Annotated in this window: 20 protein-coding genes and 1 pseudogene; 13 read left to right on the forward strand and 8 right to left on the reverse strand. The window is 59.2% G+C overall.

Features of this window, described 5'->3' with window-relative positions; translation table 11 throughout:
* Positions 1 to 14 precede the first annotated feature (14 nt).
* The 8 genes from RGR602_RS10815 (at position 15) to RGR602_RS10850 (ending at position 3,392) form a co-directional block, all read left to right on the forward strand.
* Positions 15 to 224 carry a DUF1289 domain-containing protein gene (locus RGR602_RS10815; protein WP_039845101.1) on the forward strand — a complete coding sequence of 70 codons (210 nt, stop codon included), beginning with the start codon at positions 15 to 17 and terminating at the stop codon, positions 222 to 224.
* On the forward strand, positions 221 to 922 hold the full coding sequence (locus RGR602_RS10820) for a TIGR02281 family clan AA aspartic protease (protein ID WP_039845102.1): 702 nt from the start codon (positions 221 to 223) through the stop codon (positions 920 to 922). Before RGR602_RS10815 ends, RGR602_RS10820 begins: the two co-directional genes overlap by 4 nt.
* A 205-nt stretch (positions 923 to 1,127) precedes the next feature.
* The gene (locus tag RGR602_RS10825; RefSeq protein ID WP_039845103.1) at positions 1,128 to 1,451 is read left to right on the forward strand and encodes an ArsR/SmtB family transcription factor; all 324 of its coding nucleotides are present in this window, start codon (positions 1,128 to 1,130) and stop codon (positions 1,449 to 1,451) included.
* Complete coding sequence (locus RGR602_RS10830; RefSeq protein WP_039845104.1) at positions 1,448 to 1,879, forward strand: SRPBCC family protein; 432 nt, start codon at positions 1,448 to 1,450, stop codon at positions 1,877 to 1,879. Before RGR602_RS10825 ends, RGR602_RS10830 begins: the two co-directional genes overlap by 4 nt.
* Before the next feature lie 44 nt (positions 1,880 to 1,923).
* Positions 1,924 to 2,151, forward strand: a complete 228-nt coding sequence (locus tag RGR602_RS10835) for a hypothetical protein (RefSeq protein ID WP_039845105.1) — start codon at positions 1,924 to 1,926, stop codon at positions 2,149 to 2,151.
* A gap of 5 nt (positions 2,152 to 2,156) precedes the next feature.
* Positions 2,157 to 2,624 carry a DUF1801 domain-containing protein gene (locus tag RGR602_RS10840; RefSeq protein ID WP_039846794.1) on the forward strand — a complete coding sequence of 156 codons (468 nt, stop codon included), beginning with the start codon at positions 2,157 to 2,159 and terminating at the stop codon, positions 2,622 to 2,624.
* Between the two features lie 9 nt (positions 2,625 to 2,633).
* Positions 2,634 to 3,083: a DUF1801 domain-containing protein gene (locus tag RGR602_RS10845; protein ID WP_039845106.1), complete on the forward strand. Its 450-nt coding sequence runs from the start codon at positions 2,634 to 2,636 to the stop codon at positions 3,081 to 3,083.
* A gap of 99 nt (positions 3,084 to 3,182) precedes the next feature.
* Positions 3,183 to 3,392 carry a hypothetical protein gene (locus RGR602_RS10850; RefSeq protein ID WP_052451528.1) on the forward strand — a complete coding sequence of 70 codons (210 nt, stop codon included), beginning with the start codon at positions 3,183 to 3,185 and terminating at the stop codon, positions 3,390 to 3,392.
* Positions 3,393 to 3,459: 67 nt separating this feature from the next.
* On the opposite strand, the gene RGR602_RS10855 is transcribed toward RGR602_RS10850, so the two are convergent.
* The 5 genes from RGR602_RS10855 to RGR602_RS10875 form a co-directional block, all read right to left on the reverse strand.
* Complete coding sequence (locus tag RGR602_RS10855) at positions 3,460 to 3,705, reverse strand: hypothetical protein (protein WP_133939837.1); 246 nt, start codon at positions 3,703 to 3,705, stop codon at positions 3,460 to 3,462.
* Positions 3,706 to 3,757: 52 nt separating this feature from the next.
* Complete coding sequence (locus RGR602_RS10860; protein ID WP_039845109.1) at positions 3,758 to 4,519, reverse strand: ABC transporter permease; 762 nt, start codon at positions 4,517 to 4,519, stop codon at positions 3,758 to 3,760.
* Positions 4,516 to 5,442: an ABC transporter ATP-binding protein gene (locus RGR602_RS10865; RefSeq protein WP_039845110.1), complete on the reverse strand. Its 927-nt coding sequence runs from the start codon at positions 5,440 to 5,442 to the stop codon at positions 4,516 to 4,518. Before RGR602_RS10865 ends, RGR602_RS10860 begins: the two co-directional genes overlap by 4 nt.
* Positions 5,443 to 5,546: 104 nt before the next feature.
* A complete protein-coding gene (locus RGR602_RS10870) occupies positions 5,547 to 6,368 on the reverse strand; it encodes a sulfite exporter TauE/SafE family protein (protein ID WP_039846795.1) in 822 nt (273 codons plus the stop codon).
* A 333-nt stretch (positions 6,369 to 6,701) separates the two neighbouring features.
* Complete coding sequence (locus RGR602_RS10875) at positions 6,702 to 7,052, reverse strand: VOC family protein (protein WP_039845111.1); 351 nt, start codon at positions 7,050 to 7,052, stop codon at positions 6,702 to 6,704.
* Positions 7,053 to 7,337: 285 nt separating this feature from the next.
* Between RGR602_RS10875 and RGR602_RS10880 the strand changes: the two genes are divergently transcribed.
* Positions 7,338 to 7,781: an SRPBCC family protein gene (locus tag RGR602_RS10880; RefSeq protein ID WP_039845112.1), complete on the forward strand. Its 444-nt coding sequence runs from the start codon at positions 7,338 to 7,340 to the stop codon at positions 7,779 to 7,781.
* Positions 7,782 to 7,955: 174 nt separating this feature from the next.
* Here RGR602_RS10880 and RGR602_RS10885 read toward each other — a convergent pair whose 3' ends face one another.
* Complete coding sequence (locus tag RGR602_RS10885; protein WP_407692028.1) at positions 7,956 to 9,233, reverse strand: extensin-like domain-containing protein; 1,278 nt, start codon at positions 9,231 to 9,233, stop codon at positions 7,956 to 7,958.
* Positions 9,234 to 9,356: 123 nt separating this feature from the next.
* Positions 9,357 to 11,171, reverse strand: a complete 1,815-nt coding sequence (locus RGR602_RS10890; RefSeq protein ID WP_039846796.1) for a methyl-accepting chemotaxis protein — start codon at positions 11,169 to 11,171, stop codon at positions 9,357 to 9,359.
* A 294-nt stretch (positions 11,172 to 11,465) separates the two neighbouring features.
* On the opposite strand from RGR602_RS10890, the gene RGR602_RS10895 reads away from it, so the two are divergent.
* Both RGR602_RS10895 and RGR602_RS10900 read left to right on the forward strand, forming a co-directional pair.
* The gene (locus RGR602_RS10895) at positions 11,466 to 11,852 is read left to right on the forward strand and encodes an acyl-CoA thioesterase (RefSeq protein WP_039845114.1); all 387 of its coding nucleotides are present in this window, start codon (positions 11,466 to 11,468) and stop codon (positions 11,850 to 11,852) included.
* Between the two features lie 4 nt (positions 11,853 to 11,856).
* A pseudogene (locus RGR602_RS10900) lies at positions 11,857 to 12,443 on the forward strand (hypothetical protein).
* 743 nt (positions 12,444 to 13,186) lie between these two features.
* On the opposite strand, the gene RGR602_RS37075 reads toward RGR602_RS10900, so the two are convergent.
* Complete coding sequence (locus RGR602_RS37075) at positions 13,187 to 13,492, reverse strand: alpha/beta fold hydrolase (RefSeq protein ID WP_203226146.1); 306 nt, start codon at positions 13,490 to 13,492, stop codon at positions 13,187 to 13,189.
* Between the two features lie 369 nt (positions 13,493 to 13,861).
* On the opposite strand from RGR602_RS37075, the gene RGR602_RS10910 reads away from it, so the two are divergent.
* Together RGR602_RS10910 and RGR602_RS10915 are read left to right on the forward strand one after the other, a co-directional pair.
* Positions 13,862 to 14,347 (forward strand): VOC family protein, encoded by a 486-nt coding sequence (locus RGR602_RS10910; RefSeq protein WP_039845115.1) that lies wholly within the window; start codon positions 13,862 to 13,864, stop codon positions 14,345 to 14,347.
* Entirely contained in the window at positions 14,344 to 14,565 is a 222-nt protein-coding gene (locus RGR602_RS10915) for a DUF4287 domain-containing protein (protein WP_039845116.1), read from the forward strand. Before RGR602_RS10910 ends, RGR602_RS10915 begins: the two co-directional genes overlap by 4 nt.
* The last annotated feature ends 30 nt before the right edge of the window (positions 14,566 to 14,595 follow it).

The raw sequence follows: 14,595 nt of genomic DNA on the forward strand, positions 1-14,595 counted from the left end.
ACGATATTCCGCTGATGCGAACGCCCTGCATCCACGTATGCTCGATCGATCCCGCAACCGACCTTTGCACGGGTTGTGGCCGCACGCTTCAGGAGATCGGCAACTGGATGTCCTATTCGGATGAGGAAAGGCAGCGCATCATGACTGTCCTTGCCGCGCGCCTCTTTGCCGAACCGGTCGCCCTGGTCCGCGAGGCGGCCGCAATGTCGGAGCACCGTTCATGAACCGTCTCGGGCTTTTCCTTCTGATCCTCGGGATCGGCCTTGCGGTGCTCGTCTATAACCACGACAGCGACCGCGTGCTCGGCATGAACATCGACGATTTCGGGCGCATGATCTATCTCCTGCCGATCGTGCTGATGCTGTCTGCCGGCATTTGGGCAAGCCGCCGCAGCGCCGGCGAAACCATGCGCAACCTGATGATCTGGCTGGTCATCATCCTGGCCCTTGCAACCGTCTATCTCTACCGCCAGGACCTGTTCGGCGTCGGCGACCGCCTGCTTGCCGGCCTCGTGCCCGGCCGTGCCGTCGTCGTCACCACCAGCGAGGGCAGCAGCGAGATCATTCTGCACAAACTGCTGAACGGCCATTTCGAGGCCGACGTCTCCGTCAACGGCCAGACGATCCCGATGCTCGTCGATACCGGCGCCAGCATGGTGGCCCTGTCGCATGCGGATGCCGAGCGGATCGGCATCATCCCGGAAAACCTCACTTATTCGATGACCGTCATGACGGCGAACGGCCGCGCCCGCGCCGCGCCCGTGACGCTCGACCGCATTGCCATCGGCCCCATCGTGCGCACCGGCGTCGCCGCCAGCGTTGCCGCAGACGGCGCGCTCGACCAGAGCCTGCTCGGCATGAGCTTCCTCCAAACGCTGGGTTCCCTGCAGATGCAGACAGACGAGCTCAGGATGCGCGACTAGGCTGCAACATCAGCAACGGGATGCGCTTCGCCTCATTGCCACGGCCACGTATCATCGGTGATCACAATGTATCACACATAGCCAACGGGGTATGGTAAATCGCGGATGCCTATTCGGCGATCGGCATTCCGCTCCGCAATTCAGCTTGACTCACTCATACCTCAGCGGCTATACGTAAATCAATAGTCACCGGGGTATTGATCAAATGTCGAACGCTCCCGATATGCTCTTCAGAACGCTCGCCGATCCGACCCGGCGGGCTCTCTTCGAGCGGCTGTGCCGTGAGGGAGAAAAGACGGTCGGAGCCCTGACGGCCCGGGCCGGGGTCTCACAGCCGGTCGTCTCAAAGCATCTGGGAGTTCTGAAGCAGGCCGGGTTGGTGCGCGACCGACATGAAGGCCGCCATACGCACTACAGCGCGCAGCTTGGCGCCTTGGCCCCACTGATCGACTGGACAAGCCAGATGGCGGGATTCTGGCAGAGCCGGTTCAACGACCTCGAGGATCTGCTCAAAAGGATGGACCAATGAACAAAGCCGCGACCGAATCGCTTTCCGTCATTGTCGAACGGGAGATTCCTTTTCCGCCGGAAAAGATCTGGCGCGCGCTCACGCAACCACACCTGATCGAGGAGTGGCTCATGAAGAACGACTTCAAGCCTGACGTAGGCCACCGTTTCAATCTTCGAGGAGACTGGGGAGGCGTGCTGGACTGCGAAGTCTTCGCCGTCGAGCCGAACAGAACACTGTCCTACACTTGGAATTTTGCGCACAACGATACAGCCTTTAAGCTGCAGAGCGTCGTGACCTTTACGCTCACCCCAACGAACACGGGGACCCACCTGCGCATGGAGCAGTCGGGCTTCCGGCCGGATCAGAAGCAGGCATACGGAGGCGCAAAGGCAGGGTGGCAGCAGTTCTTTGCAAACCTGGAGCAGGTCTTGACGCGGGCAGATTAATATTTTTCCGTTTGCGCTTCGGCTGATACTCAGAGGAGGTTCCATTGAATTGGAATTATTGGATTCGGCACTTCCACCGCTGGCTGTCTATCGTCTTTACGGCGACCGTCATCGCCAACTTCGTCGCTATGGGATTGGGAGAACCTCCCGGCTGGGTCGTCTACTCGCCACTGCTGCCGCTATTCTTGCTCCTGTTTACCGGTCTCTACATGTTCGTGCTGCCTTACGCCACGAAGTGGGTTAGCGCGCGAAGCGTCAGCGGAAAGGCATGAACACAATGGACCGCAAGACGCCCAGCAAGTCAGCGAAGGCCGCAAACCAGGCCACAGCCAAACCGGCCTCCACAGAACCAGTCCTCCTCTCAGGCGGCAACCCTCAGATCGCCAAGGGTTACGGCGACGCCCCCGTGCAGGCCTACGTCGCGGCCATGCCGGGCTGGAAGAGCGACGTCGGGCGCCGCCTCGACACGCTCATCGAGCGCACCGTCCCCGGCGTGCACAAGGCAGTCAAATGGAATTCGCCCTTCTATGGTGTCGAGGACCATGTCTGGTTCCTCAGCTTTCATTGCTTCACGAAATACGTGAAAGTGACGTTCTTCCGCGGCACATCGCTACGCCCTCTTCCGCCCGGCCAATCCAAGCACAAGGACGTGCGCTATCTCGACATCCATGAAGACGAACTGGACGAAGCTCAGTTCGCCGATTGGGTGAAGCAAGCCAGCCAGTTGCCCGGCGAACGACTGTGAGCGACCACCATGATGAAAGCGACAACCACCATGAAGAAGAACGCCGTGAAAGAAGCAGAAACCTCTCCGTCTCAACTGATCGATGCGAAAGTAGCGGCGCTGGGCGATTGGCGGGGCGGGACGCTCGCCCGGCTGCGAAGCCTCATCAAGGAGGCCGACCCTGAAGTGGTCGAGGAGGTAAAATGGAGAAAGCCCTCGAACATGTTCGGGGTTCCCGTGTGGGAGCACGCCGGCATCATCTGCACCGGCGAGACCTATAAGAATGCCGTGAAGTTGACCTTCGCCAAGGGCGCCTCCTTGGAGGATCCCTCAGGCCTCTTCAACTCCAGCCTCGAAGGCAACACGAGGCGCGCCATCGATTTTCATGAGGGCGACGAGATCGATGAAAAAGCGTTGGAGGCGCTCATTCGCGCCGCTGTGGCACTGAACACCTCGCAGAAGGCACCCAGAAGCGCTTGAGGAGCGGCGCATAGCGTCAAGGCGCGGCTCTATATTCTTCAACCCATGGAACCTTGCGTCCCGCATCCGGGTTGAAAGGATTGAAAGGAGGCGCTGGCCATGGATAATCCCTCGAAGCAACTTGCGGACGAATATATACGCCTGGGCGGCCATCGCCGTGCGGTGATCGACGATAACATCGTATCGACACGCTGCTGGGAAAAAGATACGCCCGAGGCCGCACAATTCTGGAAAGACCGTATAGACACCCTGGATGCCGCCAACCGCAGACAGGTCGTATCCTTCCTGCCGACAATCAACAGGATCTGATCGCCGGTCGGCACAGTCTTGCAAGGCGGCCGATCACGTCAGCGCCAGGACCGGCGGCGCGGAGGCGTTAAACCGGCATCAGCCGCACAGCTTCGGTAAATCGGTCGAAAGCCAAGCGAATATCGATGATGGCGCGAAGGAAGCAGCGGGCGATGGCGGAGCACTCAATGTCTCGCCTCGTCCCGGTCGCCGCCGCCAACAATTTGAACTGGCAGAATTCACGCAGGGCGAGGTCGCCGCCCGCCAAAGACCACGATGAACGCCAGCGCCTTTTCGCAATGACAAGCTCTATACCGTCGTCGAGATCGAGCACGGGCTTTATCGAAGGCGACATCGCCGCCGACAACATCCGCCCGGCGCAGGCCTCAGTTCCGCAGCCGGTATCCCGTCTTGAAAATCCAGCCAAGAGTCGCAAGGCATATCGCCAGGAACATGGTGATCATCCCAAGGCTGAGCAGCGGATTGACGTCGGCGATGCCGTAGAAGCTCCAACGGAAACCGCTCACGAGATAAAGCACCGGATTGAAGTGGCTGACGGCCTGCCAGAAGGGCGGCAGCATGTTGATCGAATAGAAGCTGCCGCCGAGGAAGGTCAGCGGCGGCACCACGAGCATCGGGATCAGGTTCAATTGCTCGAAGTTGCCTGCCCATATGCCGATCATGAAGCCGAACAGGCTGAAAGTGACCGCCGTCAGCAGGAAGAACAGGATCATCATGAAGGGGTGCTCTATCCTGACCTCCACGAAGGCATTGGCCGTCAGAAGGATAATGAGCCCGATCAGAAGCCCCTTGGTGGCTGCAGCTCCAACATAGCCGAGCAGGATCTCCGTCATCGCAACCGGCGCTGACAGCACCTCGTAGATCGTGCCGGTGAATTTCGGAAAATAGATGCCGAAGGATCCGTTGCCGATGCATTGCCCGAGCAGCGTCAGCATGATGAGCCCCGGCGTAATGAAGGCGCCGTAGGACACGCCTTCCACCTCTTGGATGCGCGAGCCGATCGCCGCGCCAAAGACGATGAAATAGAGCGAGGTGGAAATCACCGGCGAGAAGACGCTCTGCAGCAGCGTGCGGCGCGTGCGCGCCATTTCGAAGAAATAGATCGACTTGATGGCTTCCAAATTCATTTCGTGCCTCCCACGAGCGCCACGAAGATATCCTCGAGCGAACTCTGCCGCGTCGAAAGATCCTTGAAGTGGATGTTCTGCGCCGCAAGCCGGGTGAGCAGCGCGGCAATGCTCTCCTGCTCGCTATGCGCATCGAAATCGTAGATCAGCCGGTTTCCGTCAGGTTCGAGCGACAGGCCGTTTGCGGAGAAACATTCGGGCAGCTCGTCCAGCGGTTCGGCAAGCTCGAGAATCAGCTGCTTGCGGCCGAGCTTGGTCATCAGAGCGGTCTTGTCTTCGACCAGCAGCAGCTTGCCGCCGTTGATCACGCCGACGCGGTCGGCGATCTCTTCGGCCTCTTCTATGTAATGCGTCGTCAGGATGATGGTGACGCCGGACTCGCGCAGCCTTTCCACGACCCGCCACATATCCTTGCGCAGCGTCACGTCGACGCCCGCCGTCGGCTCGTCGAGGAACAGGATCTCCGGCTCGTGGCTGAGCGCCTTGGCGATCAGCACGCGCCGCTTCATGCCGCCGGAAAGCTCCCGCAGCATATTGTCCTTCTTGTTCCACAGCGAAAGGTCGCGCAGCACCTTCTCGATATGGGCCGGGTTCGGCTTCTTGCCGTGCAGCCCGCGGGAAAAGCTCACCGTATTCCAGACCGTCTCGAACTGATCCGTCGTCAGTTCCTGCGGTACCAGCCCGATCATTGTCCGCGTCGCCCGGAAATCCTTGACGACATCGTGCCCGGCGACCAGCACCTGGCCGCCGCTCGGATTGACGATGCCGCAGACGATCGAAATCATCGTCGTCTTGCCCGCGCCGTTCGGCCCGAGCAGGGCCAGGATCTCGCCCTTGTCGACATCGAGATCGATGCCTTTCAGCGCCTCGAACCCGTTGGCGTAGCTTTTTGTGAGATTTCGGATGGAAATGATGGGTGCCATTGCGGATTTCTTGAGTATTTCCTCGTTTTTCGTCCGCTATATAGCCCCTTTGTTACACTTTGACATCCTGCCAGCGCTGAACAGACTATTCAGCGAAAGCATCTTTATGCGTAGATGCTGATGAGGAACCGCGCCGCAGTGACGACAAGGAAGATGCCGAAGCCGATCTCCAATTGACGCTTGCTCATCCGGTGGGCGAGCCGCGCGCCGAACGGCGCGATATACATCGTCAGCGGAATGATGAACACCACGGCGACCCAGTTGATGAAGCCGGTCGAAAACGGTGGCAGGCCCGATACTCCCCAACCAGCCCAGACATAGCCGAACAATCCAGGCAGCGAGATCAGCACGCCAACGCCCGCAGATGTCGCCACCGCCTGGTGCATTTGCCGCGAATAGAGTGTCATGAAGGTATTGTTGAGAACGCCGCCGCCGATCCCCATCAGGCCGGAAAGAATACCGATGCCCGTCCCGACCAGGAACTTGAATGGATTACCCGGCAAATCGCTGCCGAGACGCCAGCTCGCGCGGTTGAACATCATGCGGAAGGCGACGAGGAGCGCGACGGCTGCAAAGATCAATCGCAAGGTCACGCTCGACGCTTCAGAGGCAATCACCGCCGCGATGATCGCGCCGAGCGGCACGGCGATGATCCAACTGCTCAGGAGCTCCTGGTCGACCGCCCCGTGACTGCGATGCGCCATATAGGACCTGAGCGACGTCGGAACGATAATCGCAAGCGAAGTTCCGACCGACAGGTGCATGCGCACCGCCTCCGGCACATCGAGCCAGCCGAACACCTGATAAAACACCGGAACGAGGATCGCGCCGCCGCCGATGCCGAAGAGCCCGGCAAGCAGGCCCGCAACTGCGCCCGCAGCCGCCAGCAGAAGTGCAAAAAGGGCAAGCTCCGAAACACCCGGAATCGCGATCTCTCCACCTTCCACGCAGGCCGGATCAGGAAAAAGAAAATCAGCCGCAGGTTTTATTTGTCATCAAGCGGTGATCTTCTTCGCAGATAAGAAGTGTCGAGGCAAGCAACGGCTTCCGCGCCGCCGCCCATTCCTTTGCGGAACCGTTTCCAGGGCGCTCGTTACGTCCGATTTTCGCTTCCTCGCTTATAGTAAGCAGTCATTGCCAGTCACGAAATCCTAAGAATCCGGCCTCGCGTTCCCCTACCCGGCCGGCCCAGCTTGAGCCGGCTCCTGAGCCGGCTTTTTTTCGTCTAAGCATCCGATTCCTGCCATACCCAAGCGAAATTACGCATGCCTGAGGATATTCACCAGGCGGCCGAAAGGGTCACGGACGTAAAACCGCCTCACCCCCCAGGGCTCGCTCGCCGGACCGTACTCCACCGCGATACCTTCGCGGATGACCCGCTGATAGACCTCATCGAGATTGTCGACTTCGATAGAGAGGTCGGGCACAGCCGTTCCGGAGCCACCTTCGGTCGCAAAGCTGACCCGCGGCCCCGCGCTCGCATCCGCCGAATAAGTGACGATCCATCCATGATCCATGACGACATCCATGCCGAGGATGCCATGATAAAAAGCCTTGGCGGCTTCTATATCGGAAACCGCGATGTTCGCGACAATGCGTTTGACGGTCATCTCGTCCTCCCCGGTAGCGCGCCATGGGACAATACTCACGGTCAATGGTGGGATGTAATTTGGTCGCCTATGCGGCAGCTGGCCAGGTGAGGTGCCTCCAGTGGGCAATGTCTGCGTTTGCCGCAAAGCGGAAGGGTTGGTTTTTCCGACGATGGCTTGGTTAAAATCGTACAGCGTGGGACTTCAGTAATTTTACCTCAACAACAGATCGCTCCGGTGTCGGATTGGCAAAGCCTCCTACGTCCTTAGGATCGTCAATTCCATCAATTCAAAAGGATCACGACCATGCCGAACACCATACGCTTGCATCGCGTCCTGGCAACCAGCCCCGAGAAGGTCTATCGCGCGTTTCTCGAAGCGGATGCGCTCGCCAAGTGGCTTCCCCCCAACGGCTTTACCTGCACTGTGCATCACTTTGAACCGACAGTCGGCGGAAAGTTCAAAATGTCCTTCCGGAACTTTACAACGGGCAAAAGCCACGCATTTGGTGGCGAATATGTCGAGCTCGCCCCAGGCGAGCGCCTGCGCTACACGGACAAATTCGACGACCCCAACTTGCCTGGCGAAATGGAAGTCGCTGTGACCTTGAAGAAAGTTTCGGTCGGGACAGAGCTGGAGATAACGCAGGCAGGCGTACCCGACGTTATTCCACCAGAGGCTTGTTACCTTGGTTGGCAGGAGTCGCTGCGAAACCTGGCACGGCTCGTCGAACCGGAGATCAATCAGTAGCACTCAGGATCGAGCAAGGCTGCCGGGATCGGATCGCGTTGACGCTTTTCGCGATGCGGTCTGACAATACGCTTTAAGCAGGCATTGCCAATGCGAACGGTCCTCCTGGCTCTTGGTTCTGGGCGCCAAGTGCCATCCGCTACTCACCGGTCCCGGTTCGGCCGCCCACCAGGCTTAATTGCAATAAACCCTGCCGCCTTTGCGGGATCTGAGATCGAAGTGAAAATGGTTCCAGTGTTCCGGGTTGCTGCCGGGGCCGAGCACGGTGTTGAAATACCGGCAGCTGTCGGAGCGCACGGCCTTGAGCAGCCTGCCCTCGCGGAACGAGAAGAGGCCCTTCCTGCGCACATCGATCTGGTGGCCGTTCTTCAGTACGAACTTGCCGACGTCGATCGCGTTGCCGCGTGCGTGTTCGGACATCGGATTGTATCTCTGGCGGCTGTTGTTCATGCGCCGGCAGGAATAGCCGCCGAGCGGCTGGATCGTCTTGACGCCAGACCAGTAGCGAAAGCGGGCCGATGGCGCGAGTTCGTTCTTCACCCATTTGGCGAAGGCAAGCGTCACCTGGCAGTTCAGCGTCACCGCAGGCCTCACGCCGATATTGCCGGAAAGCCCCTGCAGCGAGACCGGATAAGGCACCTGGCAGGACGGGCCGTCGTTGATCGCCGGCTTGTCGGTGAAGACCACGCCCATGCGCTTCAGATCACGGCGGCAGGCAAGCTCGGAGGCCGGCATCACGTTCGGGTCGGGGGCGACCGGCCGGCTGATCATCGGGTCGTTCGGCCTGAGCATCGCCACTTCCTGGCTCTCGTCCTCGTCGGGAACACGCGACGGCTCGATCACCGAACTGCCGTCGTTCCACACGGGGGCGCGGCTCATCTCGGCCTGTGCGGCTGGCCGCGGCATTGCCGTCCGGTTCAATTGCGTCGGATTGTCGGTGCCGATCCCGTCGACCACAGGTTCAGCCGAATTTCCTTCGGCGATCTGCATCTGCTGTTCCTGCGCCAGCCCGACGACGGGTTCCGCGCCAAGCTCCGCATCCATGTTGACGCCACCGGAAGGCACTGCAAGCTGCTGGGTGCCGCCCCAGTTCTGCGGCTGCCCCTGCCCTTGCGCCAGTGCCTCATCGCTGTCGATCATCGGCAGCTTCTTTGGCATCGGCTGGCTGCCCGCGCGCGCAGAATGCCCGGCGCCTGCAAGGTTCGGCGTGTCGAGATAATCGATCGAGCCTTGCGTGTTTGAAACCGGTGCGTTGGAAACGGGATAGGACGCCTGCGCATCGGCGGGCGCCATGCGCTTCGCGCCTTGCCCCGGCATAGGCGAAATCGAACTCACCTTCGTGCCCCGGTCGATGCTTGCCGGCGGTATCATGCCGTCGCTGATCGAACAGGTCGCGAGGCTGGTGGTTATCAGGACCGGCAGCGCGACGCGCCGCAAAAGGGAGGTAGACACAATACTCTCCATCGCTCCCGCAGCCCTGCTTGCATTGAAGAATTTGACTCGAATTTAGCTAAAAACGATGAATGAAAGCTTACCCCTGGGATCAGAGCCGGGCGAGCCCGGCTCTGCCGCTGATCAAGCTGCGTGCCGTGCGTAATGCTGCGACGCGCGCGAGCCGAGGCGGAATTTGGCAAGCAGCGTACGAAGCTGGCTGCTCTCTTCGGCAAGCGTCTGGCTCGCCGCCGTCGTTTCCTCCACCATGGCAGCGTTCTGCTGGGTCATCTGATCCATGTGGTTGACCGAGGTGTTGATCTCGTGGAGGCCCGTTGCCTGCTCGCGCGCCGCGGTGGCAATTGTATTCACATGGTCGTTGACCTTGTTCACCAGCGTCTCGATCTCGACGAGAGCATCGCCCGTCGAGCGAACCAGCGCCACGCCGGACTCGACTTCCGCCGCCGAGTTGCTGATCAGCGTCTTGATCTCCTTGGCGGCATTTGCCGAACGTTGCGCGAGTTCGCGAACCTCTTGCGCCACGACCGCAAAGCCCCGGCCGGCCTCGCCTGCGCGTGCGGCCTCGACACCGGCATTCAGCGCCAAAAGGTTGGTCTGGAACGCGATCTCGTCAATCACGCCGATGATCTGGCTGATCCGGCTGGAGGAGTCCTCAATCCGGCTCATCGCGCTAACGGCATTCCGCACGATTTCGCCGGATTTTCCAGCACTCGCCTTGGTCTCGGCGACCATCTCGCGGGCTTCGGTCGCCCGTTCGGACGCGGTCCGCACCGTTGCGGTAATCTCATCGAGTGCGGCTGCAGTCTCTTCGAGAGCAGCGGCCTGCTGCTCGGTGCGCTTCGACAGATTGTTGGTAGCCTCGCTGATACCCGATGCATTGTCATTCACGACATTGCTCGATTCGGCGATCGCCTGGATGACGTCGTTGAGCGCGCCGACGGCGGCATTGAAGTCGGTGCGCAGTTTTGAATAGTCCTCGCCGAGATCGCCGATCGAAACCGTGAGATCGCCGGCTGCAAGCTTCTCCAGGCCGGCTCCCAGCGTTTGCATCGCGTGGTTCTGGCGCTCGGCTGCGGCGCGCAGGCTCGCTTCATTGCCGCGGCGTTCGCCGTCGATCTCGCGCTGGCGCTCGTCTTCACGGGCACGCATTTTGGTGCGGTCGAGCATCGAGTCGCGCAATACCAGGAGGGCCTTTGCCATGTGGCCGATCTCGTCACGCCGATCGCTGTCGCAGACTTCGACCGCCCCGTTCTCGCCCGCGATCTCATGCATTGCCGCGCCGATCCGTGCGACGGGTCCGGTAACGCTCTTGACGATCGCATAGGCGACGGAAACGATGATCCCAGCTCCGATCGCGCAAAGGATCGCCGTCCAGATCGCATTCTGCCAGTAGAGCGCTGCAAGGTCGTCGGAATAGACGCCGGTGCCGACGATCCAACCCCAGGGCTCGAAGCCAGCGACGTGCGAGTATTTCAGGACGGGCTGTTCGGCACCTGGTTTCGGCCAATAGTAGTCGACAAAACCCTCACCCTGGGCCTTCACGACATTGACGAATTCCATGAACAGGAATTTGCCGGTCGGGTCCTTGTTCTGCGAAAGGTCGGCGCCGTTCAGCTCCGGCTTGATCGGATGCATCACCATGACCGGGCGCATGTCGTTGATCCAGAAGTAGCCGCTGCCGCCGTAGCGCATGGCAGCGATGACGTCTTTCGCCGCCGTTTGCGCCTCATCGCGCGTCAGCGTGCCGGCCTGTTCCATCTTGTAGTATTTCTGCAGGATGTTGACCGCCGTCGCGTCCATCTGCGCAAGACCGGATTTTCTTTCCATTTCCAGTTCGGAATAAGAATAGTTTAGAAAGAAAACCATCGTCGCCACAAAGATCGCCAACGTCAGGCCGACGAGACAATAGAGACGCGTTGATATCTTGATGTTACGCATGAATTCCCCCGGCATTCCCATGCAGAATCGATCTTTGAATGATGAGGGAGATCCATTACTGGACGGTGAACTAATATTAGAGTGAGGCGACATAACGTGACGGAAGGTGGTTGCCGGCAGTCCGGTTCCCGTTGCAACAATCTGGATTATCTTAGAATTTTACATTAAGGAGATTTATTTCAGGACCGGCGACACCCAGCGCACTAAACGCCGGCCGTTTGTCTGTTCATTTCGCTTGCGCTTTACATTACCGTGCGGGCGGAATCGAAACCGCAAACATCACGAAGTAGGATCATGACCGAGACCCCGAAGCCGAAAGGCGAACTGACGCTCCGCACGCTTGCCATGCCTGGCGACGCCAACCCCGCAGGCGATATCTTCGGTGGATGGGTCATGGCGCAGATGGACCTGGCGAGCGGCATCCGCGCCGCCGAACGCGCCAGAGGCCGCGTGGTCACCGCCGCGGTCAAGGAAATGGCTTTCCAGTTGCCGGTGAAGATCGGCGACACACTTTCGGTCTTTACCGACATCGACCGCGTCGGCCGCACCTCGATCACTCTCTGCGTCGAGGCCTGGGCGCACCGTTCGCGCTACAACAAGATGGAAAAGGTCACAGCCGGCACCTTCATCATGGTGGCACTCGACGAAAACGGCGCGCCGAAGCCGGTCCCCAAGGCGTGACACCATGCAAGAGGCGGCGACACCGGAGGTCTTCGTTTATATCCGCGCCATAATGGCGATGGTCATCGGCCTCAGCCTCACCCGCCTACTCACGGGTCTCGCCGGCATCGTCCAATCGCCTAAGAAACACCGCTCTACCACGTCCATCTCGGCTGGGTCGGGTCGATGTTCCTCTTCATCATCCATTTCTGGTGGTGGGAGTATCGCCTCGGCTCGCTGGTCGTCATCACCTTCGGCGTTTACCTCTTCCTCATCAGCTTCTGCTGCCTGTTTTATTTCCTTAGCGTCCTGCTCTTCCCGACCTCGATCGAGGAGTACGGCGACTACGAGGACTATTTCATCTCCCGGCGCACTTGGTTCTTCGGCATGCTGGCGCTGACCTATGCCGTGGACCTCGGCGATACCTGGCTCAAGGGCCAGGCCTATGTCCATGCGCTCGGCCGTGAATATCTCATCCGCAACCTCGCCTATATCGTCCTCTGCCTTGTGGCGGCCTGGACGCGGAACCGCCGCTTCCACATCGCCTTCGTCAGCCTCGGCCTGCTCTATCAGATCAGCTGGATCTTTCGGCTCTATGATGTGCTTGGGTGAGGTATGCGTGGGTCTGCGTCTCACCCCGTAAGCGGGAGACTTCATCTTTTATGGCGGCGATTGGTTCCATCCATCCTCATTCCTGCGCCGGTCGCAGAAATCCAGCCACCATTCCACGACCGAAAGGCCAAATAACGACGATTAGAGGAAGACTATGTCCGACCTGTTGGCGCACCCAAACCGAGGCTAATCTGGCGCTTTTGGGCGCGTTTCGGCCGAACAGTTCGCCGGCAAGCCGGCCCAAAGCCGCCATGAGGTCGCAAAAATCGGTAACGAAAACGCCGACTTTTGCGAGAAATTTTGCGACACGGATTGCCTATAAATTCAGCATCGTCGGCTTTTGGCGCGAAAATTGGGAATTCGCTGCACGGCATGTCGTATTTGGATTGCAGTCAGGTTGGTCAAACCTGAGCTAGCAATATCTCGGTAAGAGCCCCTCGGGCTTCAGCCGTGCTACATTGTGCCCGCAATCGAAGGCAAAGGTCGACCACTCCGGCTCACCGTTTAAGCGTTGATAAGGGTCAAGGAACGGACTTCCTTCCCATCCAAATGCGCCAATGAAGGTCTTGCGCGGCACTTCACGCCAACATCCGCTGAGATTGATTGATTGGAGAAACGTGCCAATCGGATGCGGTCGGCATCGCGGGTCAAGATTGGCAGGGGGCGCGCAAGTTAGTCCGTCAGCCTTCGCGCCCGCGACGAAGACATCTCGAAAACGAGGCGTCGTCAGGGACCAGACAGAGTCACCGGAACCAGGCACATAGGCGTCTACATAGACCAATTTGCGATGCCGCAGCATCAGCTGCGCCGCTCACGACCATCCCGCCGTAGGATTGTCCAACAATCACCAGGTCGTCGCGATGCGACTTCATCGCACTAACGACCTCATCTATGTGATCTTCAAGATTGGCCGTTGGGGCGGGCGCATCGCCGACCCCCGAAAGCGTGATCGGTAAGGCTCTGTGCCCGTCCGCAGTAAGTATATCTGCCACCTTTTGGTAAACCCAACCGCCCTGCCAGCCTCCGAGTATAAGGATAAAGGTGGCCATATTATTCATCCCTGATTTTGAAGCCTTCCGAGCTTCGACACCTCTTTCGCCGAAATTAAGACCACTGTGCCCGCTGACAGTGCTGAGTGTGCGTAAAGGCCGAAGGCGGTCAACGACCTCTTGCAGAAGTCCCGATTAAAACGACACTTGTTTTCCTGACTTTTGTGACATCGCAGAGTAGGCAATTCTGCAACGGTCGCAATGAAGCAGTTGCCTGTCGGCCCAAGGCGTTTGGGCCGCGCAAGACGAGAGGAGTTAAAAAGAAAGCAGCGATTTTGATCATGATGTCGGATCGGGGGCAGCTGGTGCGTCATCGTATCATCAGGTCGGGCTCTCGATCTGAAGGACAACGACCAGGAGGACCACGCGATGTCTAAGAACACCATTTGTCTATGGTACAACAAGGACGCTGAGGAAGCCGCCCGCTTTTATGCCGACACCTTCCCAGACAGCAAGATCGGAGCCATCATCCGCGCGCCCGGCAATTACCCAGACGGAGCAGAGGGAGACGTGTTGGTCGTCGAGTTCACGGTGGCGGGTGTCTCGTGCATCGGATTGAACGGCGGCCCCACATTCAAGCACAGCGAAGCCTTCTCATTCCAGATCAGCACCGAGGATCAGGAAGAAACGGATCGCTATTGGAACGCCATCGTCGGCAATGGCGGTCAGGAAAGCGAATGCGGCTGGTGCAAGGATAAGTGGGGAGTATCCTGGCAGATCACACCTCGCATTCTAATGGACGCGCTTGCAGCAGGTGGCGAACAAGCAAAGCGCGCATTCGACGCGATGATGACGATGAGGAAAATCGACGTGGCTGTGATCGATGCGGCACGAAAAGGGGTTGACGCGCCATGACCACCGAGAAAATCAAAGGACCTGCTTCCTATTTTCCATCAATCGAGAAGAAATACGGCCGTCCTATCTATGACTGGCAAGAGATCGTGCGAAAGCACTATCCTGCGAAGCACATGGAACTTGTCAGTATGCTGAAGAGCGAACACGGAATGGGCCACGGTCATGCAAATGCGGTCGTGGCGCACACTCTCGCGCAAGACAAGCAGCCAGCCTCTTAACGCAGTGTGTTGCGAGGCGAAGCGTCTTGT

Origin of the sequence: Rhizobium gallicum bv. gallicum R602sp (assembly GCF_000816845.1) — a bacterium.
GTDB lineage: Bacteria > Pseudomonadota > Alphaproteobacteria > Rhizobiales > Rhizobiaceae > Rhizobium > Rhizobium gallicum.